This window comes from Streptomyces sp. SP18CS02, from assembly GCF_036322365.1.
Classification (GTDB): Bacteria; Actinomycetota; Actinomycetes; order Streptomycetales; family Streptomycetaceae; genus Streptomyces.
In genome coordinates, this window is record NZ_JAQYXC010000295.1 from 154132 (window position 1) to 174923 (window position 20792).

A 20792-nucleotide genomic window follows, 5' to 3' on the forward strand; every position below is an offset into this window, starting at 1 on the left:
CATGGCTGCTCGTACGAGGATCACCGCTCTCGCCGCCGCCGTGGCCCTCACGGCCGTCACCGGTTGCGGCGCCGCCGACATGACCAAGCAGGCGTCCCCCTACGCCGCCGCCCAGGGGGCCAGGACCGTCACGCTCTCCGTCCAGTCGTGGGTGGGCGCCCAGGCGAACGTCGCGGTGGCGAAGTACCTGCTCGAACACGAGCTGGGCTACCGCGTGGACACCGTCCAGGTGGACGAGGTGCCCGCCTGGGACGCGCTCAGCCAGGGCCGGGTCGACGCGATCATGGAGGACTGGGGCCACCCGGAGCAGGAGGAGCGGTACGTCGACGACAAGAAGACGATCACCTCCGGCGGAGAGCTCGGCGTGACCGGCCACATCGGCTGGTTCGTGCCGAAGTACTTCGCCGACGCCCACCCGGACGTCACCGACTGGAAGAACCTCGACAAGTACGCCGACCGGCTCAGGACGGCGGAGAGCGGTGGCAAGGGCCAGCTGCTCGACGGCTCGCCGTCCTATGTCACCAACGACAAGGCGCTGGTGAAGAACCTGGACCTGGACTACCAGGTGGTCTTCGCGGGGTCCGAGGCGGCACAGATCACCCAGATCAGGCAGTTCGCCAAGGAGAAGAAGCCGTTCCTCACCTACTGGTACAAGCCGCAGTGGCTGTTCGAGAAGGTGCCGATGACGGAGGTGAGGCTGCCGGAGTACGAGGAGGGCTGCGACGCCGATCCGGAGAAGGTCGCCTGCGCCTATCCGCACACCCCGCTGCGGAAGTTCCTCAACACCGGCTTCTCGGAGAAGGGCGGGGAGGCGGCCGCCTTCCTGAAGAACTTCCGGTGGACCACGGAGGACCAGAACGAGGTCGCCCTGATGATCGCGGACCAGAAGCTGTCGCCGGAGGCGGCCGCCGAGAAGTGGGTCAGCTCGAACGAGTCGACGTGGCGGAAGTGGCTGCCCGCCGCGTAACGCCGTCGTCCTCCGGGCCGGCCGGACCCGCCTGGGGCGCCGGGTTCGCCGAGGCCGCCGCGCCTCCGGTGACCCCGGCGTCCGCCGGGGCCCCGGGGGCCGTTCCCGTGGCCCTTCCGGAGCCGCGCCGGGCCGGCGCGAACATCTCCGGCACCAGGGTCAGCAGGCCGAGCGCGGCCATGACCACCCCCAGCCACACCGGGGCGAGCAGGCCGAAGCCCCCGATGGCCGCGCCGCCGACCGACGAGCCGATGATGATGCCGAGGGTGATGAAGGAGGAGTGGATGGAGTTGACCAGCGGCCGGTCGTTCCCGGTGCGCTGAACCCGGGTGATCATCGCCGGGTTCATGGTCACTCCGACCAGTCCGATGCCCATCATGAACGCCACGGCGCCGGCGGGCACCTCGGCCAGCAGGGCGAAGCCGGTCAGGAAGACGGCGTTGAGGGCGAGTCCCCACGCCAGCACCGGCACGGTGTGGCGGTCGGCGAGGCGCCCGACGACCGTGTTGCCGACGACGGTGGCGGCGCCGTACGCGACGAGCAGCAGCGGTACGGCTCCGTCACCGAACCCGGTGACCCGGGTGAGGATCGGGTTGAAGTAGCTGAAGGCGCTGAACGTGGCACCGATGATCAGGGTGCTGGTGGAGAGCGCCAGCCACAGCCGGGGGTTGCGGAAGGCGCCGAGCTCCTGGCGCACGCTCCCGGCCCCCTCCTCCCGCTCCTGGCGCGGGACACCCACGACCGTGCACAGCGCGGCGAGGGCGGTCAGCGCGGAGATCGACCAGAAGGCGGCCCGCCAGCCGAGGTGCTCACCGACGAGGGTCGCCAGCGGAAGGCCCAGCAGGGTGCCGAGCATCAGCCCGTTCATGGCCACGGCGATGGCCCGGCCGCGGACCTCCGGGCGGGTGAGCCGGGCGCAGAGCGAGAGGGCGATGCCGAAGAACGCCTGGGAGGCGACGCCGGTGACGAGCCGGGCGGCGACCATCGTCCCGTAGTCGGGCGCGGTGGCGGCGAGGACGTTCCCGGCGAGGAAGAGGGCGAAGACCGACATCAGCGCGGACTTGGGCCGCAGCCTCATCAGCGCGGCGGTCAGGAGGGGGCCGCCGACCGCCATGGCGGCGGCGTAGACGGTGATCAGGTAGCCGATCTGCGGGATGGTGACGTCGAGACCGTCGGCCATCTGCGGCATGAGGCCGGCGACGGCGAACTCACTGGTCACCATGGCGAAGACGCCGACGGCCAGCACGTACACGGCAAGGGGCATGACAGGGCGCTCCATGTTTTGGATAGATCAGTACAAAACTTGCCCGGGAAAAAGCCCCCCGGGGCGAGGGGCTGTGGCGGTGGGGTGCGGCGGCGCGGTGCCGGGCGGGTGGGCGGTGGGCGGTGGGCGGTGGACTCAGCCGGGCGGGGCCGGGGCGGCCCGTCCGGTCAGCGCCTCCATCGCCGTCGCGGCGATGGCCTCCAGGGCGGCCCGGTCGGCCCCGCCCTGTGCGGACACCCGCATGCCGCCGATCACGGCGTTGAGGAAGCGCGCGAGCGAGTCGGCGTCCTGGCCGGAGGTGATGTCGCCGTCACGGCGGGCGGACTCGATGACGGCCCTGAAGGCGTCGAGCCGTCGGGCCAGGTCCCGGTCGAGCGCGGAGGCGATGTCCGGGTCCCGGCCGGCCAGTTCCACGGTGGTGTTGACCGTGAGGCACCCCGGGCTGCGTCCGTTCCCCCGCTGGGCCAGGTCGTCCTCGACGACCTTCGCGAACAGCGCGCGGATCCGCTCCACCGCCGGTCGCCCCTCGTCCGCCAGGAGGGCGAGCTGCGCGCCGGTCATCATGTCCATGTAGCGGGTCAGGGACCGCCGGAACAGATCCTGTTTGCTGCTGAAGGTGTTGTAGATGCTGCTGCGGCCCAGGCCGGTGGCTTCGCACAGGTCCTGGGTCGAAGTGGCGTCGTAGCCGTGGGCCCAGAAGGCGCGCATCGCCGCGTCCAGGGCCCGCTCCTCGTCGAACAACCGTGGTCGGGCCATGGTCGTACGTTAACAGGTTTTGGACCGGTCGTTGCAATACCTGGTCCGTGCGCCGTGCGGGGTCTCAGGCGCCGGTGCGCGTGTAGAAGGCCGAGGCCGCGATGTAGGTGAAGCCGCCGAGCGCGCAGAGCCAGGTGAAGGGGCCGCCCAGCTGGGAGCGGCTCAGTTCGACGAAGAGGCCGCACAGCAGCGCCAGGATCAGCACGTTGGAGGTCGCCTCGGAGGCGCGGAGGTTGATCATCCGGCGGCGTTCGTCCCCCTCGTGGCCGCTGAGCTGCGCCGCGACGTCGCTGCGCCGGGCGAACACCGTCACCGCCAGGCCGTAGCCGATCACGATCACGGGCAGGGCGACGGCGAGGAAGGTGTTGCCCTGCAGCGCCATGATCACCGACATCGCGGCGCCCGCGACGACGGCCGTGGCCAGGACGAGCCAGCGGGCGGCGGGGTGGGCCGAGGTGCTACGCGTCGTCGACATGGAAGATCTCCTCAACGGTGAGCCCGAAGTGCCGGGCGATTCGGATGGCCAGCGGCAGCGAGGGGTCGTAGCGCCCCTGCTCGATGGCGTTCACCGTCTGCCGGGACACCCCGAGAGCGGCCCCCAGGGCCTGCTGGGACAGCCCGAGGGTGCCGCGCAGCCGCCTGACCTCGTTTCGCACATATGGAAAGTACGCTTTACATGCCGGGGTGTCAAAGGTGCTTTACATGCCGGCCCGGCCGCCCGTGCCACGGGGCCGCTCCCGCCGCGCCCCCGCCGGGCGGACGCCGTGAACGGCCCCGGCCCGGCCGCCCGCCCGGGAGGGCGGAGGCCGGCCGGGGGAGCCGCGGGCGTCAGGCCCCGACCGTGCCGTCGATGCCTTCGCGCAGGAGGTCGGCATGGCCGTTGTGGCGGGCGTACTCGTGGATCAGATGCAGCATCACCGCCCGCAGGGACACGTCCTCGCCCCACCGGGCGTTGTAGCCGGTCACGTCGAGGGAAGCGGCGCCCTCCTCGATCCGGCGGGAGTGCTCGACCTCGGCCCGCCAGGCGTCGAACGCCTCTGGGCGGGTCGATGTGCTCGCGTCGTACGCCGCCTGGAAGTCCATCTCGTCCGACCACAGCAGGGGAAGCTCCTCGCCCGCGATCGTGCGGCGGAACCAGTGGCGTTCGACCTCCGCCATGTGCCGTACCAGGCCCAGCAGGGAGAGCGCCGACGGCGGCACGGACCGGCGGCGCAGGTCCTCGTCGGAGAGGTCGTCGCACTTCATGGCGAGGGTGGAGCGGTGGAAGTCGAGGAAGGCGCGCAGGGTGGCGCGCTCGTCCCCGCGCAGGGGAGGTCCGATGCGTTCGGTGGCCATGGGGAACCCTTCGGGCAGGCGGTGCACAGAGGTGTGGACGCCAGCATGGATCAGATCCGCCGTCGGGGTGCCATGGATTTCCCGGCCTGCGTCCGGGTGCCGGCGGACGTCCCCGACCGGGACGGCCGTCCCTCCGGCCCCCGCCCGGCCGGCGCGCGTCGGCCGCGGGGGAGGGGCGGATCGACGGGCGTGTGGCACTGTCCCGGCCGCGGGGGGGGGGGGGCGACGCCGCTCCCGCTCCATGGGCCGGCGGCGGTACGGGGGCCGGGCGGGCCGCCGTGGGCCGACCGGCTGTTCGTCCCACCCGCCGCGCGCGGCCGCGGCCCGGGAGCGCCGCGCGTCTCACCCGCCGTGCGGAAAGCCCGGGCGCACGGCCCGCACCCGGTCCTCGGCGCAGGCGCTTGCGGCCGGGCCGTTCGCGGCGGACGGCTCTCGGACAGAAGCGCGGGGCCCGGGCGCGTGGTGGCGGTGTACTGCTACGCCGGCCCGGCGATCCGGCCGGCGATGTCCCGTACGGCCTCCAGCGTGCGGTGCAGCAGCCCCGGCCCGAAGGTGATGCGCGTCGCGCCCAGGCGGGCCAGCTCCGCGACCGGCGGATGGCCGGGGAACGGCGCCACGTTGAGGGGACCCTCGATCTCCGCCCGCAGCAGCGGAAGGTGCCCGGGCGGCACCGCGATCGGGTAGACGCAGTCGGCACCCGCCTCGACGTACAGCCGGGCACGGGCGATCGCCTGCTCCGGGTCGTCCACCCCGCGCAGGAAGGTGTCGACGCGGGCGTTGACGAAGAGCCGGCCGCCCGCCTCCGCCCGCACCTCGGCCAGCCGGCCGGCGTGCTCCCGGGGGTCCTTGAGGGCCTTGTCCGGCCCGCCCGAGTCCTCCAGGTTCACCCCGACCGCCCCGGTGTCCAGGACCCGGGCGACCAGCTCCTTCGGCGACAGGCCGTAGCCGTCCTCGACGTCCGCCGAGACCGGGACGGACACGGAACGGGCGATACGGGCGACGGCCGCGAACATCTCGTCGGCGGGCGTGGCCCCGTCCTCGTACCCGAGCGAGGCGGCCACCCCGGCACTGGGCGTCGCCAGCGCCGGGAAACCGGCCTCCTCGAAGACGCGGGCGCTCGCCGCGTCCCAGGGGCCCGGCAGGATCAGCGGGTCGTCCACGGCCCGGCCCAGGTGCAGAGCGCGGAACTCCTCGGCGTTCGGCACGGCCGTCCCCCTCAGTGCTTGAGCTGGCCGGGCGTGTAGTGGCCCGGCACCATGCGGGTCGCGACGCCGAAGCGGTTCCAGGCGTTGATGACCGTGATCGAGGCGATCAGCTGAGCCAGCTCCGCCTCCTCGAAGTGCCCGGAGGCCCGCTCGAACACGTCGTCCGGCACGAAACCGTCCGTCAGCACGGTGACGGCCTCGGTGAGTTCGAGCGCCGCGATCTCCTTCTCGGTGTAGAAGTGCCGCGACTCCTCCCAGGCGGCGAGCTGGATGATCCGCTCGACGGTCTCACCGGCCGCCAGCGCGTCCTTGGTGTGCATGTCGAGGCAGAAGGCGCAGTGGTTGAGCTGCGAGGCGCGGATCTTGACCAGTTCCAGCAGGACCGGGTCGACGCCCTTCCGGGCGGCCGCGTCCAGCTTGACCATGGCCTTGTAGACCTCGGGCGCGTGCGTGGCCCAGGCCAGGCGGGGGGCGTGTTCGGGGGCGTATCCGTTCGTCGTCATGGCCTCGACCGTACGGGGAGTGTGGCGCAGGGGTATGGTCCACTTCCATGACGGATCCCTGGGCCACTTCCGAGATCGCCGGCCCCGTCGTCACCGGCGCCGACCTGCATCTGGAGGTGCGCGGTCCGGGGCTGCGGGCCGGTCTGATGGACGCGTTGCGGGAGGCCGTCAGGACCGGGCGGCTCGCCCCCGGGACGCGGCTGCCGTCCTCCCGCTCGCTCGCCGGCGACCTGGGCATCGCCCGCAACACGGTCGCCGACGCGTACGCCGAACTCGTCGCGGAGGGATGGCTCACCGCCCAGCAGGGATCGGGCACCCGGGTGGCTCCCCGGGCGGCCCCGCGCAGACCCGCGCCGCCCTCGCGCGCACCCGCCGGGCGGCGGACGCCCGTCGGCGGCGCGGACCCCGCCTCCGCCGGAAGGCCGCTCGCCGCCCCCGCCGGCGGCCCGGCTCCCGCCCCCGCCGGACGGCGGCCCGGCCGGGTGCGCCCCGGGCCCGTGCACACCCTGCACCCCGGCACGCCCGACCTCGGCTCCTTCCCCCGCGCCGACTGGCTCAAGGCGGCCCGGCGGGCCCTGTCGGCGGCCCCGAACGAGGCGTTCGGGTACGGCGACCCGCTCGGGCGTATCGAGCTGCGCACCGTACTGGCCGAGTACCTGGCCCGGGCCCGGGGCGTGTACGCCCACCCCGGCCGCATCGTGATCTGCTCCGGCTTCGTCCACGGGCTGATGCTGATGGGGAGGGTGCTGCGCGAGCGCCGGGTACACGAGGTGGCCGTCGAGTCGTACGGGCTCGACGTGCACTGGAACCTCCTCACGGAGGCGGGCCTGCGCACCCCCGCGCTGCCGCTCGACGAGCACGGCACCCGCACCGACCGGCTGGGCCGGGAGGGCGCGGTGCTGATCACCCCCGCCCACCAGTTCCCGATCGGGGGCGCGCTGCCCCCGCGGCGCCGGGCGGCGGCCGTCGACTGGGCGCGCGGCGCCGGCGGGCTGATCCTGGAGGACGACTACGACGGCGAGTTCCGGTACGACCGCCAGCCGGTCGGAGCACTCCAGGGCCTGGACCCCGAGCGCGTGGTCTACCTCGGGACGTCCAGCAAGTCCCTGACCCCCGGTCTGCGGCTGGCCTGGATGGTGCTGCCGGAGGATCTGGTGCCCGAGGTGCTGGCGGCCAAGGGCGCCGTCGACTGGGCGTCCAGCGCCCTGGACCAGCTCACGCTCGCCGAGTTCATCTCCTCCGGCGCCTACGACCGGCACGTGCGCGGCATGCGGCTGCGCTACCGGCGCCGGCGCGACCAGCTCGTGGCGGCCCTCGCCGAACGGGCGCCGGACGTACGGGTCAGCGGCATCGCCGCCGGACTGCACGCCGTGCTCGAACTGCCCCCGGGCACCGAGCAGTCCGTCGTCCAGGCGGCCGCCTGGCAGGGGCTGGCCCTCCAGGGCCTCGACCGGTTCCGCCACCCGTCCGTGCGGCGCGGGCGCGACGCGCTGGTGGTCGGCTACGGGACGCCCACGGACAGCGCCTGGGCGGGCGCGCTGGACGCGCTGTGCCGGGTCCTGCCGTAGGCCGGCAACGGCAACGGCAACGGCAACGGGAACGGGAACGGGAACGGGAGGCGGCGGCCCCCGGCGCGCGCCCGCCGCCCTCAGGGCGCCTGCGGCGCGGGCGGCTCGCCGAAGCGGGCCAGCGCCAGCGCCCCCGCCACCGCCACGGCGAAGGCCGCGACCGCCGGCCACGCCCAGCCCTCGCGCGTACGGTCCCCCAGCCACACGACGCCCACCACCGCCGGTCCGATCGTCTCCCCGAGGAGCAGCCCCGCGGTCGCCGTGGTCACCGAGCCGCTCCGCAGCGCCGAGGTGAGCAGCAGGAACGCCGCGCCCCCGCCGACCAGCAGCGCGTACAGCGCCGGATCGGTGAGCAGCGCCGGAAGGAGGAAGGAGTCGATCAGGCGGACCGCGACCTCGACCACGCCGAAGCCGAACCCCGAGCCCAGACCGAGCACCAGCGCCCGCGGCCCTTGGGGAAGACGCCCCGCCGGCACGCCGACGGCCAGGACGGCGAGCGCGGTGGCGAGCGTCGCCCAGGGCAGCGCCGCCGGTCCCGGCCGGTCGCCCTCCGGACCCGACGCCAGAGCCAGCACGGCCAGCCCCGCGCACACCGCGCCCACCGCGGCCCACTCGGCACGGCTCAGCCGCACCCGCAGGAGCCGCGAGGCGACGACCGCCGTGACGGCCAGGCTGGCGGCGAGCGCGGCTCCCACCGTGTAGAGGGGCAGGGAGCGCAGTGCCACGATCTGGAGGACGAACCCCACCGCGTCGAGGGCCAGCCCGGCGACGTACCGCCACTGGCGCAGCGCCCCCAGCAGCAGGACGGGGTCGACGCCCGATCCGGTGCCCCGGGGCGCGGCGCGGGCGCCGACGGCCTCAAGGACGGAGGCCGTACCGAAGCAGACCGCGGCACCGAGAGCACAGACCATCCCAAAGAGCACGAAGCGACTGTAGTTGGGGAGGCTTGGCGGACCGGGCTTACCCGGGCGCGGAGCGGCCCTCTAGTGTTGCGGCGTCCGAAGGGCTCACAACGGGGAGGACGGCGCATGCGCAGGCTGAGGTCGAGCACGGTGGTGCTCGGCGGCATGGGGGTGCTCGCGGCGACGATCACGTCCTGCGGCTCCGATCCGGACAGGCGCTGCGTGGACCCGGTCACGCGGGAGAAGCTGCCCAGCTACGAGTGCGACAGCGGCGGCAGCAGTGGCAGCGGTACCGCGCGCGGCACGTACTACTACGGCGGCAGCGTCAGCGACGGCCGGGTGTCGGGCGGCAGCTTCGACAAGGCGGCGGTCGACCGGGGCGGCTTCGGCTGCTCGGGCTCCGGCGGCGGCTGAGCGCGTACACCGGCCGATGAGACGTCACACCACCACTCCCCGCCCCGACTGGCAGCGGACCGTCGAGGAGCAGGGCCTCGTCTACCCGCTCACCCGCCATCCGGACGGCTCGCTGCGCCCCTACTGGGACGAGAGCGCCTACTACGCCTTCTCGCTGCCGGAGGTGGAGGCGCTGGAGGAGGTCGTCGAGGAACTGCACGCCATGTGCCTGGCGGCCGCCGCGCACATCGTGGAGCGGGACCGCTTCGCCGACCTCGGCGTCACCGACCCCCGGCTGGCGGGACTGATCGCCGAGTCGTGGCGGCGGCGGGCGGAACTCCCCTCCCTCTACGGCCGCTTCGACCTGCGCTACGACGGCACCGGCCCGGCCAAGATGCTGGAGTACAACGCCGACACGCCCACCTCGCTGGTGGAGGCGGCAAGCCCCCAGTGGTTCTGGATGGAGGAGCGCTTCCCGGGCGCCGACCAGTGGAACTCCCTCCACGAACGGCTGGTGGAGGCCTGGCGCAGGCAGTCCCGGCTGCTGCCGCCCGGCCCGCTGCACTTCGCGCACTCCGACGGCGACGAGCTCGGCGAGGACCTGATGACGGTCGCGTACCTGCGCGAGACCGCCGAGCAGGCCGGCCTCACCACGGAGGCCCTGTCGGTCGAGCAGATCGGCTGGGACCGGCTGTCCGGCCGCTTCGTCGACGACCGGCTGCGCTTCATACGCAGCTGCTTCAAGCTCTACCCGTGGGAGTGGCTCGTGACGGACCGCTTCGGACCGCATGTGCTGGACACCCTCGACAACGGCGGCGGGACCGGCACCACCTGCTGGATCGAACCCGCCTGGAAGATGCTGCTGTCCAACAAGGCGCTGCTGGCGATCCTGTGGGAGCTGTACCCCGGCCACCCCAACCTGCTGCCCGCCTACCTGGACGGTCCGCGCGAGCTGGCCGCCACCGGGGGCTACGTCGCCAAGCCGCTGCTGGGGCGGGAGGGCGCCGGGGTCACGGTGCACGAGCCGGGCGACGCCCCGGTGGTGCGTGACGAGCCCTGCTGCTACCAGGAACTGGCCCCGCTGCCGGACTTCGACGGCAACCGCGTGGTGCTCGGCGCATGGGTCGTCGAGGACGAGGCGGCGGGTCTGGGCATCCGGGAGTCGTCCGGGCTGATCACGGACGAGTACGCCCGGTTCCTGCCGCACGTCATCCTCTGAGCGCGCCGGATCAGGGCCGCCGGGTCAGGACCGCCGGGCGCGGGCCCTCCCGGTACGGGCGTGAGGGCGCACCGCACCGACGACGCTCCGGGAGCGGGCCGCCCGCCCCCGGAGCCCCGCCGTCCGGGCCGCGGCGCTTCCGGGCCGCGGCCCGGAACCGGTCACCTTCCGCCGGCCGCCAGGACCCCCCGCAGCTGCTCCAGGCCCCAGTCCAGGTCCTCCTTGGAGATCACCAGCGGCGGGGCGATCCGGATCGTCGAGCCGTGGGTGTCCTTCACCAGCACGCCACGCTCCATCAGCCGCTCCGAGATGTCGCGCCCCGTCCCGAGGCGGGGCGCGATGTCCACCCCGGCCCACAGGCCGCGTCCGCGCACCGCCTCCACCGCGCCCCCGCCCACCATCAGCCCGAGCTCGTGGTGGAGGTGTTCGCCCAGCTCGGCGGCCCGCTGCTGGTACTCGCCGGTGCGCAGCATCGCGAGCACCTCCAGGGCCACCGCGCAGGCGAGGGGGTTGCCGCCGAACGTCGAGCCGTGCTCGCCCGGCCGGTGGACCCCGAGGACCGCGGCGCTCGACACGACCGCCGACACCGGCACCACGCCGCCGCCCAGCGCCTTGCCCAGCACGTACATGTCCGGCACGACGCCTTCGTGCTCGCACGCGAAGGTCCGGCCGGTGCGGCCCAGGCCGGACTGGATCTCGTCCGCCACGAACAGCACGTTCCGCTCGCGGGTCAACTCCCGCACCCGGGAGAGGTAACCGGCCGGCGGCACCAGCACCCCGGCCTCGCCCTGGATCGGCTCCAGCAGCACGGCCACCGTGTTCTCGGTCATCGCCCCGGCGAGCGCGGTCGCGTCCCCGTACGGGACGATCTCGAAGCCCGGCGTGTAGGGGCCGTAGTCGGCACGGGCCTCCGGATCGGTCGAGAAGCTGACGATCGTGGTGGTGCGGCCGTGGAAGTTGTCGGCGGCCACGATGATCTTCGCCATGCCGTCCGGCACGCCCTTGACGCGGTAGCCCCACTTGCGGGCGGTCTTCACGGCGGTCTCCACCGCCTCCGCCCCGGTGTTCATCGGCAGCACCATCTCCATGCCGCAGAACGCGGCCAGCCGGTCGCAGAACTCGGCGAACCGGTCGTGGTGGAAGGCCCGGGAGGTCAGCGTCACGCGCTCCAGCTGGGCCTTGGCCGCCTCGATCAGGCGGCGGTTGCCGTGGCCGAAGTTGAGGGCCGAGTAGCCGGCGAGCATGTCGAGGTATCGGCGTCCCTCGATGTCGGTCATCCACGCCCCGTCCGCCGAGGCGACGACGACGGGCAGGGGGTGGTAGTTGTGCGCGCTGTGCGCCTCCGCGGAAGCGATCGCGTCTTGTGTTCTCGACACCGGATCTCCGTTCGTCCTGCGGGCCGGGGGCGGGGGTGGCGCTCCTTTCTATCGTCGCTCGCCGCGCGGACCGGGAAACCTTGGATCCGGCGCGGCGGCCGGCGATCTCCGGGCGGACCGGAACCCGGTGGCGCCCGGCGGGCATCGCCTAGGCTGTGGGGTACGCGCGGCGACTGGCGTACGGGGAACCGACCCCGGGGGAGCCGCGCGCGGCAGACCACGCAGGGTGCCGCCCGCCTGGGCACCCCGGAATCCTGTTCCGTGTGGGTGCTGCCCCGCCTGCTCCGGCGGCGCCCCCCAGCCCGAAGGACGCCATGACCACCCTTCCCCCGCACCACCCCGCGCTCTGCGCCACCGACCCCGAACTGGCCGCGCTCGTCGGTGCCGAGGAGCGGCTCCAGGCCGACACCCTGCGGCTGATCCCCAGTGAGAACTACGTGTCCCGGGCGGTCCTCGAAGCGTCCGGCACCGTCCTCCAGAACAAGTACAGCGAGGGCTACTCCGGGCGCCGCTACTACGAGGGCCAGCAGAACATCGACCAGGTCGAGACCCTGGCCGTCGAGCGCGCCAAGGCCCTCTTCGGCGTCGAACACGCCAACGTCCAGCCCTACTCCGGCTCCCCGGCCAACCTCGCCGTCCACCTCGCCTTCGCCGAGCCGGGCGACACCGTGATGGGCATGGCGCTGCCGATGGGCGGTCACCTCACCCACGGCTGGGGCGTCTCCGCGACCGGCAAGTGGTTCCGGGGCGTCCAGTACGGCGTGCGCCGGGACACCGGGCTCATCGACTTCGACGAGGTGCGCGACCTCGCCCTCAAGGAGCGCCCGAAGATCATCTTCTGTGGCGGCACCGCCCTGCCCCGGACCATCGACTTCGCCGCCTTCGCGGGGATCGCCCGTGAGGCGGGTGCCGTACTGGTCGCCGACGTGGCCCACATCGCGGGCCTGATCGCGGGCGGCGCCCACCCCTCGCCCGTCCCGCACGCGGACGTGATCTCCACGACGACCCACAAGACCCTGCGCGGGCCGCGGGGCGCCATGCTCATGTCCCGGGCGGAGCACGCCAAGGCCATCGACAAGGCGGTCTTCCCGGGCCTCCAGGGCGGCCCGCACAACCAGACCACCGCCGGGATCGCCGTCGCCCTCCACGAGGCGGCCCAGCCGTCGTTCCGCGACTACGCGCACGCGGTCGTCGCCAACGCCCGGGCCCTCGCCGAGGCCCTCCTGGCCCGCGGTTTCGACCTGGTCTCCGGCGGCACCGACAACCACCTGGTGCTGATGGACCTGACGCCCAAGGACGTGCCGGGCAAGATCGCGGCGAAGGCCCTGGACCGGGCCGGGATCGTCGTCAACCACAACACCGTGCCCTACGACCCCAGGAAGCCCTTCGACCCGTCCGGCATCCGGATCGGCACCCCGTCGCTGACCTCGCGCGGCCTCGGTACGGAGCACATGCCGGCCGTCGCCGAGTGGATCGACCGGGGCGTCACGGCTGCCCGTTCGGGCGACGAGGAGGCCCTGCTGAAGATCCGCGCCGAGGTGGCCGCCCTGATGGCCGCCCACCCGGCCCCCGGCATCCCGGCCTGACCCGTACGGCGGCCACCGGGTCCGCCCCGGCCCCCGGTCCGCCCCGGCCCACGGTTCCCTGTCCGGACCGACCGTCCGGACAGGAGCCGGGGGCCGCTGGGGCGGTACCGCGCCGGCGGCCGCCCGGAGGGGTCGCCGCGCGCGCCTCAGCCGAGCGGCGGACGTCATTGTGGTCCTCGTCTCGCCGTTCGGTTCCCGACCTGTCGGCGCCACCTGAGAGAATGAGGAACATGGCCTCTGATCGCCCGCCCGTCGCCCATCACCGCCCTCAGGGGAATGGCTCCGCCATGCGGCATCGTCCCCGCGTGCTCTCCGGGATCCAGCCCACCGCGGGCTCGTTCCACCTCGGCAACTACCTCGGCGCGGTCCGTCAGTGGGTCGCCCTGCAGGAGAGCCACGACGCCTTCTACATGGTCGTCGACCTGCACGCGATCACCGTTCCGCAGGACCCGGCGGAGCTGCGGGCCAACACCCGGCTCGCCGCCGCGCAGCTGCTGGCCGCGGGCCTCGACCCCGAGCGCTGCACGCTGTTCGTCCAGAGTCATGTACCCGAGCACGCCCAGCTCGGCTGGGTGATGAACTGCCTCACCGGTTTCGGCGAGGCGTCGCGGATGACCCAGTTCAAGGACAAGTCCGCCAGGCAGGGCGCCGACCGCGCCACCGTCGGCCTCTTCACGTACCCGATCCTCCAGGTCGCGGACATCCTGCTCTACCAGGCCAACGAGGTCCCGGTGGGCGAGGACCAGCGCCAGCACATCGAGCTCACCCGCGACCTCGCCGAGCGGTTCAACGCCCGCTTCGGTGAGACGTTCACGGTCCCGGCGCCGTACATCCTGAAGGAAACGGCGAAGATCTACGACCTCCAGGACCCGGCGATCAAGATGAGCAAGTCGGCATCCACCCCCAAGGGGCTGATCAACCTGCTGGACGAGCCCAGGACCACGGCGAAGAAGGTCAAGAGCGCGGTCACGGACACCGACACGGTGATCCGCTTCGACCCGGCGGAGAAGCCCGGCGTCAGCAACCTGCTGACGATCATGTCGACTCTTACCGGCACCTCCGTCGCGACCCTGGAGCGCGACTACGAGGGCAAGATGTACGGCGCGCTGAAGACCGACCTCGCCGAGGTCATGGTGGACTTCGTCACGCCCTTCAAGACCCGCACGCAGGAATTCCTGGACGACCCCGAGACGCTGGACTCCCTCCTGGCCAAGGGCTCGGAGAAGGCCCGCGCGGTCGCCGCCGAGACGCTCGCCCAGACCTACGACAGGGTGGGCTTCCTGCCCGCCAAGCACTGAGTCCGACGACGCTGGCCACGAAGTGGGTCCAGCCGCCACACTGGCGCTGGACCCGGTGACTGAACTGAGGAGAACGACGTGGGGACCGTAACGCTCGGCGTTTCGATCGCGGTCCCGGAGCCCTACGGCAGCCTGCTCCAGGAGCGGCGCGCGGGCTTCGGGGATCCCGCCGCGCACGGCATCCCCACGCATGTCACGCTCCTTCCGCCGACCGAGGCGGACGCGGCGCGGCTGCCGGCGATCGAGGCGCACCTGGCCGAGGTCGCCATGGCCGGCCGGCCCTTCCCGATGCGGCTGAGCGGCACCGGTACGTTCCGGCCGCTGTCGCCGGTCGTCTTCGTCCAGCTCGTCGAGGGCACGGCGGCCTGCTCCTGGCTCCAGCAGCGGATCCGCGACGCCTCCGGCCCGCTGGTGCGGGAGCTCCAGTTCCCGTACCACCCGCATGTGACGGTGGCGCACGGCATCTCCGAGGAGGCGATGGACCGGGCGTACGAGGAGCTGGCCGACTTCGAGGCGGAGTGGACCGTCGACTCCTTCGCCCTCTACGAGCAGGGCGCGGACGGTGTGTGGCGCAAGCTCAGCACGTACGGGTTCGGCCCCGGCCGTCCGGTCAAGGGCGTACCGGGCGTCCCCGCCCAGGGCACGCCCGTCGACGAACCGGCCACCTCCCGCGGCTGAACCGGCCCGGTACCGGCCCCCGGTACCGGCCGCCGCCGCTCCCGGCGGACACCGCGCCGCTCACCGGGCGTCCGCGGCCGCAGGGCCGTCACGACGGCCGCGCGCCGGTCTCTGCCCCGCCGCCTCGTCCCGCGCCCCGTCGCGGCGTCCTCGCTCCGTCCCGTCATCGCGGCAGGCGGCGCATCAGCGGGCGCGGTGCGTGCCTCAGCGCCGACATGACCACCCGCAGGGCTCCCGGCACCCAGACCGTCTCCGAGCGGCGTCGCAGCCCCCGTTCGATCGCCTCGGCCACCGCCTCCGCGGTCGTGGCCAGCGGCGCCGGTTCCAGGCCCGCCGTCATCCTGGTGCGGACGAAACCGGGCCTGACGACCATCACATGGACGCCCGTGCCGTGCAGGGCGTCACCCAGCCCCTGGGCGAAGGCGTCGAGGCCGGCCTTGCTGGAGCCGTAGATGAAGTTCGCCCGGCGGACGCGCTCACCGGCGACCGACGACAGCACGACCAGTGAGCCGTGGCCCTGTGACCTGAGGGCGTTCGCGCAGGTCAGGCCCGATGAGACAGCGCCGGTGTAGTTGGTCTGGGCGACCTGGACGGCGGCGAGCGGGGTGGCCTCGTCATGCGCCTGGTCGCCCAGCACGCCGAACGCGAGCAGCACCATGTCGATGTCGCCCTCGGCGAAGAGCTTGGTCAGCGTCTCCTCGTGCGAGGCGGTGTCCAGCGCGTCGAACGGGACGGTGCGCACGTCCGCGCCGAGCTCGCGCAGGGACGCGGCGGCGTCCTCCAGGGCGGGCGAGGGCCGGCCGGCCAGCCACACGTCGCGGGTGCGGCGCGCGATCAGCCGCCGGGCGGTGGCCAGGCCGATCGCGGACGTGCCGCCGAGGACGAGCAGGGACTGCGGGGTGCCGAAGGCGTCCTTCATGGCGTCGTACCACTCCTTACGGGGTCACAGGCCCAGCCGGCGGGCGAGGTCCGAGGTGAAGACCGAGCGGGGGTCCAGCTCGGCGCGCAGGGCCAGGAAGTCGGGCAGCCGGGGGTACATCGCGCGCAGCGCCTCCGGACGCAGCCGCGCGTCCTTGGCGAGGTAGACCCGGCCGCCCGCCGCCGCGACCTCGGCGTCGAGCTCGTCGAGGAAGGCGCCGAGCCCCGGCAGCCCGGCCGGGACGTCCAGCGCCAGGGTCCAGCCGGGCATCGGGAACGACAGCCAGCCCGGGTCGCCCTCGCCGAACCGTTTGAGCACGGCCAGGAACGAGGGGCAGCCCCGGCGCGAGATGCGGCGCACCACCCGGCGCAGCACGTCCTCCTGGCCGTACCCGACGACGAACTGGTACTGGACGAAGCCGCCGCGGCCGTAGACCCGGTTCCAGCGCGGGACACCGTCCAGGGGGTGGAAGAAGGCCGGGATCCGCTGGAGCTGCCCGGTGCGCCGGCGTGGCGCCCTCCGGTACCAGAACTCGTTGAAGAGCCCGACCGATGCACGGCCGAGCAGGCCCTCGGGCAGGTGCCGGGGGGCCCCGGGCAGCCTTCCGCCCGGGCGGAGGACGAGGGGCGCGCGGCGGGCCCGCGCCGGGAGGGCGTCGAGGGGGGCGTGATCGCCGCGGGTGAGGACGGCGCGGCCGGTGGCGGCGCCGCGCGCGAGCAGGTCGATCCAGGCGACGGAGTAGCGGTAGTGGTGGTCGGTCGCGGTCAGGCGGCCCATCAGGTCGTCGAGGTCGCGGGCGCGTTCGGTGTCCACGGCCATCAGGGACGTCTCGACGGGCAGCAGCGCGAGCTCGGCGGAGAGGATCACCCCGGTGAGGCCCATCCCGCCGGTGGTGGCGTCGAAGAGCTCCGTGCCGGGCAGGACGGTGCGGACGGTGCCGTCGGCGGTCAGCAGGTCGAAGGCGCGCACATGGCGGCCGAAGGAGCCCGAGACGTGGTGGTTCTTGCCGTGGATGTCGGCGCCCACGGCTCCGCCGACGGTGACGTACCGGGTCCCGGGGGTGACCGGTACGAACCAGCCGAGCGGGAGGAGCACCTCCATCAGGCGGTGGAGGCTGACACCGGCGTCGCAGACCACCGTGCCGGTCTCGGCGTCCACCGAGCGGATCCGGTCGAGGCCGGTCATGTCGAGCACCGTGCCGCCCGCGTTCTGCGCCGCGTCGCCGTAGGCCCGGCCGAGACCGCGCGCGATGCCGCCACGGGCACCGCAGTCCCGGACGGCGGCGGCGGCCTCCCCGGGACTGCGGGGGCGCAGGACACGGGCGGCGGTGGGAGCGGTCCGGCCCCAGCCGGTGAGGGTGACGGCGGCGGCGCTTCCCGCCGCGGCCCCGGAAGCGGCCGCGGCGGCGGTCTCGGCAGACATGGACGTGACGGTATAGGCGGATTCATGGCATTCGATGGCTATGGCAAGGGACTCGCCGAAATGGGTGATTGAACGAGTGTCATGAAAGATTGCCGCGCCGCCCGCCGCGCGGCGGGCGAGAGTCGCCCCTGGTGCACAGGGTCCGGTGCACGGAGAACCCCTGGTGCACGGAGGAAAGGGGCTGGCGGATGCGGTACGTCGACCGCGCGGGCGCCGACCACCGGCTGCTGGCCGCCCTGCGCGGCTGCGGTCACCGGCCGGGAGTGGCCGCGGCCGCCCGGGCACTGTCGTTCAGCGGCGAACACGCCGCCCTGTGGATCGCGGCGGGCCTCCTGGGCGCGGCGGCGGACCGGGAGCGGCGCGGGGAGTGGCTGCGGGGCACGGCACTGACCGGTGCCGCCCATCTGGCGAGCATGGGCGTGAAGCGGGTGGTGCGGCGGCCACGGCCGGCCGGCCCGCCCGAGCCGCTGGTCCGCACCGCCGGACGGCACTCCTTCCCGAGCTCCCACGCCACCTCGGCCGCCGCCGCCGCGGTGGCCTACGGGGCGCTGTACCCGGCCGTCCGGCGGCTGGCCGCCCCGACGGCCGCCGCGATGTGCCTCTCCCGCCTGGTGGCGGGCGTCCACCATCCGACGGACGTCGTGGCCGGAGCGCTGCTGGGCGCCCTGACGGCGGGGGCGGGCGCCCGGTGGCAGCGCAGGGGCGGTGCCCGCCCATGACAGACACCCCGCACCGCCCCTACGACCCCGCCCGCCCCGGCGAGCGCGGGGCCGTGCTGGTCGACCGGCCCGCCCACGACGCGCCGGGCGGAGCCACCGCCGCGCCGGCGGCCGGGACCGGGGCCGTACCCGCGAACGAGCCCGGGAGCGAGGCGGGACCCGCGGCCGAGCGCGTCACCGCGACCGGGCCCGGGAACAGGACCGGGACGGCCGCCGCCCCGGGAGCCGGGACCCGGGCCGAGACCGGGACCGGGACGGCCACCGGCCCGCGGGCCGGGCTGGGCGCGGGGCTGCTGCGGACGGCGCGCCCCCGGCAGTGGGTCAAGAACCTGCTGGTCGTCGCCGCGCCCGCCGCCGCGGGGGAGCTCGCGGCCCGGCGTACCGTGCTCCAGCTGGCCGTCGTCTTCGTGCTGTTCACCGTGGCCGCCTCGGCCGTCTACCTGGTCAACGACGCCCGGGACGCCGACGCCGACCGCGCCCACCCCGCCAAGTGCCGCCGCCCGGTGGCCGCCGGGGACGTACCGGTGCCGGTGGCCTACGGTCTCGGCGGCGTCCTCGCGATGGCCTCCGTCGCCGGCGCGACCGTGCTGTGCAACGTCATGACCGCCGGGCTGCTCGGCGCGTACCTCGTCATACAGCTCGCCTACTGCCTGCGCCTCAAGCACGTCCTCGTCGTCGACCTCGCCGTCGTCACGACCGGCTTCCTGATGCGCGCCATGATCGGCGGGGTCGCCCTCGGCATCCCGCTCTCCCGCTGGTTCCTCATCACGACCGGCTTCGGCGCGCTGTTCATGGTCTCCGCCAAGCGCTACTCGGAGGCCGTCCAGATGGCCGGCAGCGAGGGCGCCACCCGTGCCCTGCTCACCGAGTACAGCACCGGATACCTGCGTTTCGTCTGGCAACTCGCCGCCGGGGTCGCCGTGCTCGGCTACTGCCTGTGGGCCCTGGAGAGCGGCGGCACCGCCAACGGCTCCCTGCTGCCCTGGCGCCAGCTCTCCGTGATCGCCTTCATCCTCGCCGTCCTGCGCTACGCCGTCTTCGCCGACCGCGGCACCGCCGGGGCCCCCGAGGACGTGGTCCTGCGCGACCGCCCCCTGGCCGTCATCGGGATCGTCTGGACGGCGATGTACGCGATGGCGGTGGCGGACCTGTGAACGGAACCACGCGGGACGTCCCGGGAGCCACCGGGACCGCGACGGTCACGACCGCCGCGCCCGCGGCGCCGGCCGACGCGCGGCGGCGGACCCGGGCCGTCCCCGAGGGCACCGGCACCGCCCGCGCGCCCGCGCCGGTCCCGGTCAGGGCGGAGGTCCTGGGCTTCCTCACGGCCGGGGCCGCCGCCTACGTCACCGATCTCGTCCTCTTCCTCTGGCTGCGCGGCCCCCTCGGCCAGGGACCGCTCACCGCCAAGGCCCTCGCCTTCCTCGCCGCCTGCACCGTCGCCTACCTCGGCAACGCCCTGGGCACCTACCGGCGCGGCGGGGTCGGCGTGCGGGAGTACGGCGTCTTCTTCCTGGTCAACGTCGCCGGAGCGGCCGTGCAGATGGCCTGCCTGGGGATCTCGCACTACGGCCTGGGGCTGACCTCCACCCGCGCGGACACCGTCGCGGGGCTGGGCGTCGGCATGGTCCTGGCGACCTGTCTGCGCTTCTGGGGGACACGCACGCTGGTCTTCGCCGGACGGGGTAGGGGCACGGCATGGACTGGCTGACCAAGATCCCTGTGATCGGCCCGTGGGCGACCCGCCTCATGCGGACGCACGCATGGCGCTCGTACGAGACCCTCGATCGCGTCCACTGGACCCGGCTGGCCGCCGCGATCACCTTCATCAGTTTCCTCGCGCTGTTCCCGCTGATCACGGTCGCCGCCGCCGTCGGCGCGGCCCTGCTCAGCGACGAACAGCTCCGCGAGATCGAGACCCGGCTGACCGATCAGGTCCCCGGCATCTCGGACCAGCTCGACATCGGCGCCCTCGTCGCCAACGCCGGCACGGTCGGTCTCGTGGCGGGCGCGTTGCTCCTGTTCACCGGCATCGGCTGGATCGGCTCGATGCGCGAATGCCTGCGCGCGGTGTGGGAGCTCGACGACACCGACGAGGGCAACCCGGTCGTCCGCAAGGGCAAGGACGCGGTCGTCCTGCTGGGCCTCGGAGCCGTCGGGCTCGCCTCGCTCGCGGCCTCCACCTTCGGCTCCACCGCCGTCGGCTGGAGCGCCGAGCGGCTCGGCGTCCCGGACGGCGGCGTCGGGGGCGTCCTGCTCCAGGCGGGGGCGGTCCTGGTCGCCGTCGCCGCCGACTTCCTGATCCTGCTGTACGTCCTGACCCTGCTGCCCGCCGTGCATCCGCCGCGCCGCCGTCTGATCGTCGCGGCCCTGATCGGGGCGGTCGGCTTCGAACTGCTGAAGCTGCTGCTCGGCGGCTACATGCGGGACGTGGCGGCGAAGTCCATGTACGGCGCCTTCGGGGTGCCCGTCGCACTGCTGCTCTGGATCAACTTCACGGCGAAGCTGATGCTGTTCTGCTCGGCCTGGACGGCGACCGGCCATGAACGGCGGCAGCCCGGGGCCGACGACGCGCAGACCGCGCAGGACCCGCGGCACCCGGAGACCGCGCAGACCGCGTGCCACGGGCGGAAGGCCGACGGGTCCGGGGCCGCCCGCCCCGAGGCGTACTGACCCGCGCGG

The 20792-nt window shown here is 74.0% G+C and carries 22 protein-coding genes and 1 riboswitch; of the genes, 11 read left to right on the forward strand and 11 right to left on the reverse strand.

Annotation, left to right across the window (positions count from 1 at the left end):
• Position 1: 1 nt before the first annotated feature.
• A complete protein-coding gene (locus tag PUR26_RS27395; protein ID WP_329876191.1) occupies positions 2-967 on the forward strand; it encodes an ABC transporter substrate-binding protein in 966 nt (321 codons plus the stop codon).
• Here the strand turns inward: PUR26_RS27395 and PUR26_RS27400 are convergent.
• The 7 genes from PUR26_RS27400 to PUR26_RS27430 all read right to left on the reverse strand — a co-directional run bounded on the left by PUR26_RS27400 (position 921) and on the right by PUR26_RS27430 (position 6030).
• Positions 921-2231 (reverse strand): MFS transporter, encoded by a 1311-nt coding sequence (locus tag PUR26_RS27400; RefSeq protein WP_329876193.1) that lies wholly within the window; start codon positions 2229-2231, stop codon positions 921-923. The genes PUR26_RS27395 and PUR26_RS27400 overlap by 47 nt on opposite strands.
• Positions 2232-2366: 135 nt before the next feature.
• Positions 2367-2987, reverse strand: coding sequence for a TetR/AcrR family transcriptional regulator (locus PUR26_RS27405; protein WP_329876195.1), 621 nt, complete (start codon positions 2985-2987; stop codon positions 2367-2369).
• Positions 2988-3051: 64 nt separating this feature from the next.
• On the reverse strand, positions 3052-3462 hold the full coding sequence (locus tag PUR26_RS27410; RefSeq protein WP_329876197.1) for a hypothetical protein: 411 nt from the start codon (positions 3460-3462) through the stop codon (positions 3052-3054).
• The gene (locus tag PUR26_RS27415; RefSeq protein WP_329876200.1) at positions 3446-3643 is read right to left on the reverse strand and encodes a helix-turn-helix transcriptional regulator; all 198 of its coding nucleotides are present in this window, start codon (positions 3641-3643) and stop codon (positions 3446-3448) included. The genes PUR26_RS27410 and PUR26_RS27415 overlap by 17 nt, the downstream gene beginning before the upstream one ends.
• 172 nt (positions 3644-3815) lie before the next feature.
• The gene (locus PUR26_RS27420; RefSeq protein ID WP_329876202.1) at positions 3816-4322 is read right to left on the reverse strand and encodes a DinB family protein; all 507 of its coding nucleotides are present in this window, start codon (positions 4320-4322) and stop codon (positions 3816-3818) included.
• Between the two features lie 476 nt (positions 4323-4798).
• The gene (locus tag PUR26_RS27425; RefSeq protein WP_329876204.1) at positions 4799-5527 is read right to left on the reverse strand and encodes an isocitrate lyase/PEP mutase family protein; all 729 of its coding nucleotides are present in this window, start codon (positions 5525-5527) and stop codon (positions 4799-4801) included.
• 11 nt (positions 5528-5538) lie between these two features.
• Positions 5539-6030 (reverse strand): carboxymuconolactone decarboxylase family protein, encoded by a 492-nt coding sequence (locus tag PUR26_RS27430; protein ID WP_329876206.1) that lies wholly within the window; start codon positions 6028-6030, stop codon positions 5539-5541.
• A gap of 47 nt (positions 6031-6077) precedes the next feature.
• Here PUR26_RS27430 and pdxR point away from each other — a divergent pair, with 47 nt between their 5' ends.
• The gene (gene pdxR, locus PUR26_RS27435; RefSeq protein ID WP_329876208.1) at positions 6078-7598 is read left to right on the forward strand and encodes a MocR-like pyridoxine biosynthesis transcription factor PdxR; all 1521 of its coding nucleotides are present in this window, start codon (positions 6078-6080) and stop codon (positions 7596-7598) included.
• 80 nt (positions 7599-7678) lie between these two features.
• On the opposite strand, the gene PUR26_RS27440 is transcribed toward pdxR, so the two are convergent.
• Positions 7679-8509: a hypothetical protein gene (locus tag PUR26_RS27440; protein ID WP_329876716.1), complete on the reverse strand. Its 831-nt coding sequence runs from the start codon at positions 8507-8509 to the stop codon at positions 7679-7681.
• A gap of 117 nt (positions 8510-8626) precedes the next feature.
• Here PUR26_RS27440 and PUR26_RS27445 point away from each other — a divergent pair, with 117 nt between their 5' ends.
• Entirely contained in the window at positions 8627-8914 is a 288-nt protein-coding gene (locus PUR26_RS27445) for a hypothetical protein (protein WP_329876210.1), read from the forward strand.
• A gap of 16 nt (positions 8915-8930) precedes the next feature.
• A complete protein-coding gene (locus PUR26_RS27450) occupies positions 8931-10112 on the forward strand; it encodes a glutathionylspermidine synthase family protein (protein WP_329876212.1) in 1182 nt (393 codons plus the stop codon).
• A 161-nt stretch (positions 10113-10273) separates the two neighbouring features.
• Here the strand turns inward: PUR26_RS27450 and rocD are convergent, their stop codons facing one another.
• A complete protein-coding gene (gene rocD, locus PUR26_RS27455; RefSeq protein WP_329876213.1) occupies positions 10274-11488 on the reverse strand; it encodes an ornithine--oxo-acid transaminase in 1215 nt (404 codons plus the stop codon).
• A 159-nt stretch (positions 11489-11647) separates the two neighbouring features.
• A riboswitch (ZMP/ZTP riboswitch) is annotated at positions 11648-11738 on the forward strand.
• A gap of 64 nt (positions 11739-11802) precedes the next feature.
• Here rocD and glyA point away from each other — a divergent pair.
• From glyA to PUR26_RS27470, 3 genes are all read left to right on the forward strand, one after another.
• Complete coding sequence (glyA, locus tag PUR26_RS27460; RefSeq protein ID WP_329876215.1) at positions 11803-13074, forward strand: serine hydroxymethyltransferase; 1272 nt, start codon at positions 11803-11805, stop codon at positions 13072-13074.
• 287 nt (positions 13075-13361) lie between these two features.
• Positions 13362-14372: a tryptophan--tRNA ligase gene (gene trpS, locus PUR26_RS27465; RefSeq protein ID WP_329876217.1), complete on the forward strand. Its 1011-nt coding sequence runs from the start codon at positions 13362-13364 to the stop codon at positions 14370-14372.
• 78 nt (positions 14373-14450) lie between these two features.
• The gene (locus PUR26_RS27470; protein ID WP_329876219.1) at positions 14451-15050 is read left to right on the forward strand and encodes a 2'-5' RNA ligase family protein; all 600 of its coding nucleotides are present in this window, start codon (positions 14451-14453) and stop codon (positions 15048-15050) included.
• Positions 15051-15213: 163 nt separating this feature from the next.
• Here the strand turns inward: PUR26_RS27470 and PUR26_RS27475 are convergent, their stop codons facing one another.
• A complete protein-coding gene (locus PUR26_RS27475; RefSeq protein WP_329876220.1) occupies positions 15214-15969 on the reverse strand; it encodes a decaprenylphospho-beta-D-erythro-pentofuranosid-2-ulose 2-reductase in 756 nt (251 codons plus the stop codon).
• 24 nt (positions 15970-15993) lie between these two features.
• On the reverse strand, positions 15994-17391 hold the full coding sequence (locus tag PUR26_RS27480) for an FAD-binding oxidoreductase (protein WP_329876222.1): 1398 nt from the start codon (positions 17389-17391) through the stop codon (positions 15994-15996).
• Between the two features lie 188 nt (positions 17392-17579).
• Here PUR26_RS27480 and PUR26_RS27485 point away from each other — a divergent pair, with 188 nt between their 5' ends.
• Genes PUR26_RS27485 through PUR26_RS27500 form a run of 4 tightly spaced genes read left to right on the forward strand, consistent with a single transcriptional unit; the run spans position 17580 to position 20783 of the window.
• Positions 17580-18110 (forward strand): phosphatase PAP2 family protein, encoded by a 531-nt coding sequence (locus PUR26_RS27485; RefSeq protein WP_329876224.1) that lies wholly within the window; start codon positions 17580-17582, stop codon positions 18108-18110.
• Positions 18107-19264: a decaprenyl-phosphate phosphoribosyltransferase gene (locus tag PUR26_RS27490; RefSeq protein ID WP_329876226.1), complete on the forward strand. Its 1158-nt coding sequence runs from the start codon at positions 18107-18109 to the stop codon at positions 19262-19264. The genes PUR26_RS27485 and PUR26_RS27490 overlap by 4 nt, the downstream gene beginning before the upstream one ends.
• Complete coding sequence (locus tag PUR26_RS27495) at positions 19261-19821, forward strand: GtrA family protein (RefSeq protein ID WP_443077185.1); 561 nt, start codon at positions 19261-19263, stop codon at positions 19819-19821. Before PUR26_RS27490 ends, PUR26_RS27495 begins: the two co-directional genes overlap by 4 nt.
• Positions 19809-20783 carry a YihY/virulence factor BrkB family protein gene (locus PUR26_RS27500; RefSeq protein WP_329876228.1) on the forward strand — a complete coding sequence of 325 codons (975 nt, stop codon included), beginning with the start codon at positions 19809-19811 and terminating at the stop codon, positions 20781-20783. The genes PUR26_RS27495 and PUR26_RS27500 overlap by 13 nt, the downstream gene beginning before the upstream one ends.
• Positions 20784-20792: the final 9 nt, after the last annotated feature.

What these genes read in the sequence shown, in the direction of transcription:
- PUR26_RS27395 (WP_329876191.1), top strand. Translation starts at nt 2, where the DNA reads ATGGCTGCTCGTACGAGGATCACCGCTCTCGCCGCCGCCGTGGCCCTC.
- PUR26_RS27400 (WP_329876193.1), bottom strand. Translation starts at nt 2,231, where the DNA reads ATGCCCCTTGCCGTGTACGTGCTGGCCGTCGGCGTCTTCGCCATGGTG.
- PUR26_RS27405 (WP_329876195.1), bottom strand. Translation starts at nt 2,987, where the DNA reads ATGGCCCGACCACGGTTGTTCGACGAGGAGCGGGCCCTGGACGCGGCG.
- PUR26_RS27410 (WP_329876197.1), bottom strand. Translation starts at nt 3,462, where the DNA reads ATGTCGACGACGCGTAGCACCTCGGCCCACCCCGCCGCCCGCTGGCTC.
- PUR26_RS27420 (WP_329876202.1), bottom strand. Translation starts at nt 4,322, where the DNA reads ATGGCCACCGAACGCATCGGACCTCCCCTGCGCGGGGACGAGCGCGCC.
- PUR26_RS27430 (WP_329876206.1), bottom strand. Translation starts at nt 6,030, where the DNA reads ATGACGACGAACGGATACGCCCCCGAACACGCCCCCCGCCTGGCCTGG.
- pdxR (WP_329876208.1), top strand. Translation starts at nt 6,078, where the DNA reads ATGACGGATCCCTGGGCCACTTCCGAGATCGCCGGCCCCGTCGTCACC.
- PUR26_RS27440 (WP_329876716.1), bottom strand. Translation starts at nt 8,509, where the DNA reads ATGGTCTGTGCTCTCGGTGCCGCGGTCTGCTTCGGTACGGCCTCCGTC.
- PUR26_RS27445 (WP_329876210.1), top strand. Translation starts at nt 8,627, where the DNA reads ATGCGCAGGCTGAGGTCGAGCACGGTGGTGCTCGGCGGCATGGGGGTG.
- PUR26_RS27450 (WP_329876212.1), top strand. Translation starts at nt 8,931, where the DNA reads ATGAGACGTCACACCACCACTCCCCGCCCCGACTGGCAGCGGACCGTC.
- glyA (WP_329876215.1), top strand. Translation starts at nt 11,803, where the DNA reads ATGACCACCCTTCCCCCGCACCACCCCGCGCTCTGCGCCACCGACCCC.
- trpS (WP_329876217.1), top strand. Translation starts at nt 13,362, where the DNA reads ATGCGGCATCGTCCCCGCGTGCTCTCCGGGATCCAGCCCACCGCGGGC.
- PUR26_RS27475 (WP_329876220.1), bottom strand. Translation starts at nt 15,969, where the DNA reads ATGAAGGACGCCTTCGGCACCCCGCAGTCCCTGCTCGTCCTCGGCGGC.
- PUR26_RS27480 (WP_329876222.1), bottom strand. Translation starts at nt 17,391, where the DNA reads ATGTCTGCCGAGACCGCCGCCGCGGCCGCTTCCGGGGCCGCGGCGGGA.
- PUR26_RS27485 (WP_329876224.1), top strand. Translation starts at nt 17,580, where the DNA reads ATGCGGTACGTCGACCGCGCGGGCGCCGACCACCGGCTGCTGGCCGCC.
- PUR26_RS27490 (WP_329876226.1), top strand. Translation starts at nt 18,107, where the DNA reads ATGACAGACACCCCGCACCGCCCCTACGACCCCGCCCGCCCCGGCGAG.
- PUR26_RS27500 (WP_329876228.1), top strand. Translation starts at nt 19,809, where the DNA reads ATGGACTGGCTGACCAAGATCCCTGTGATCGGCCCGTGGGCGACCCGC.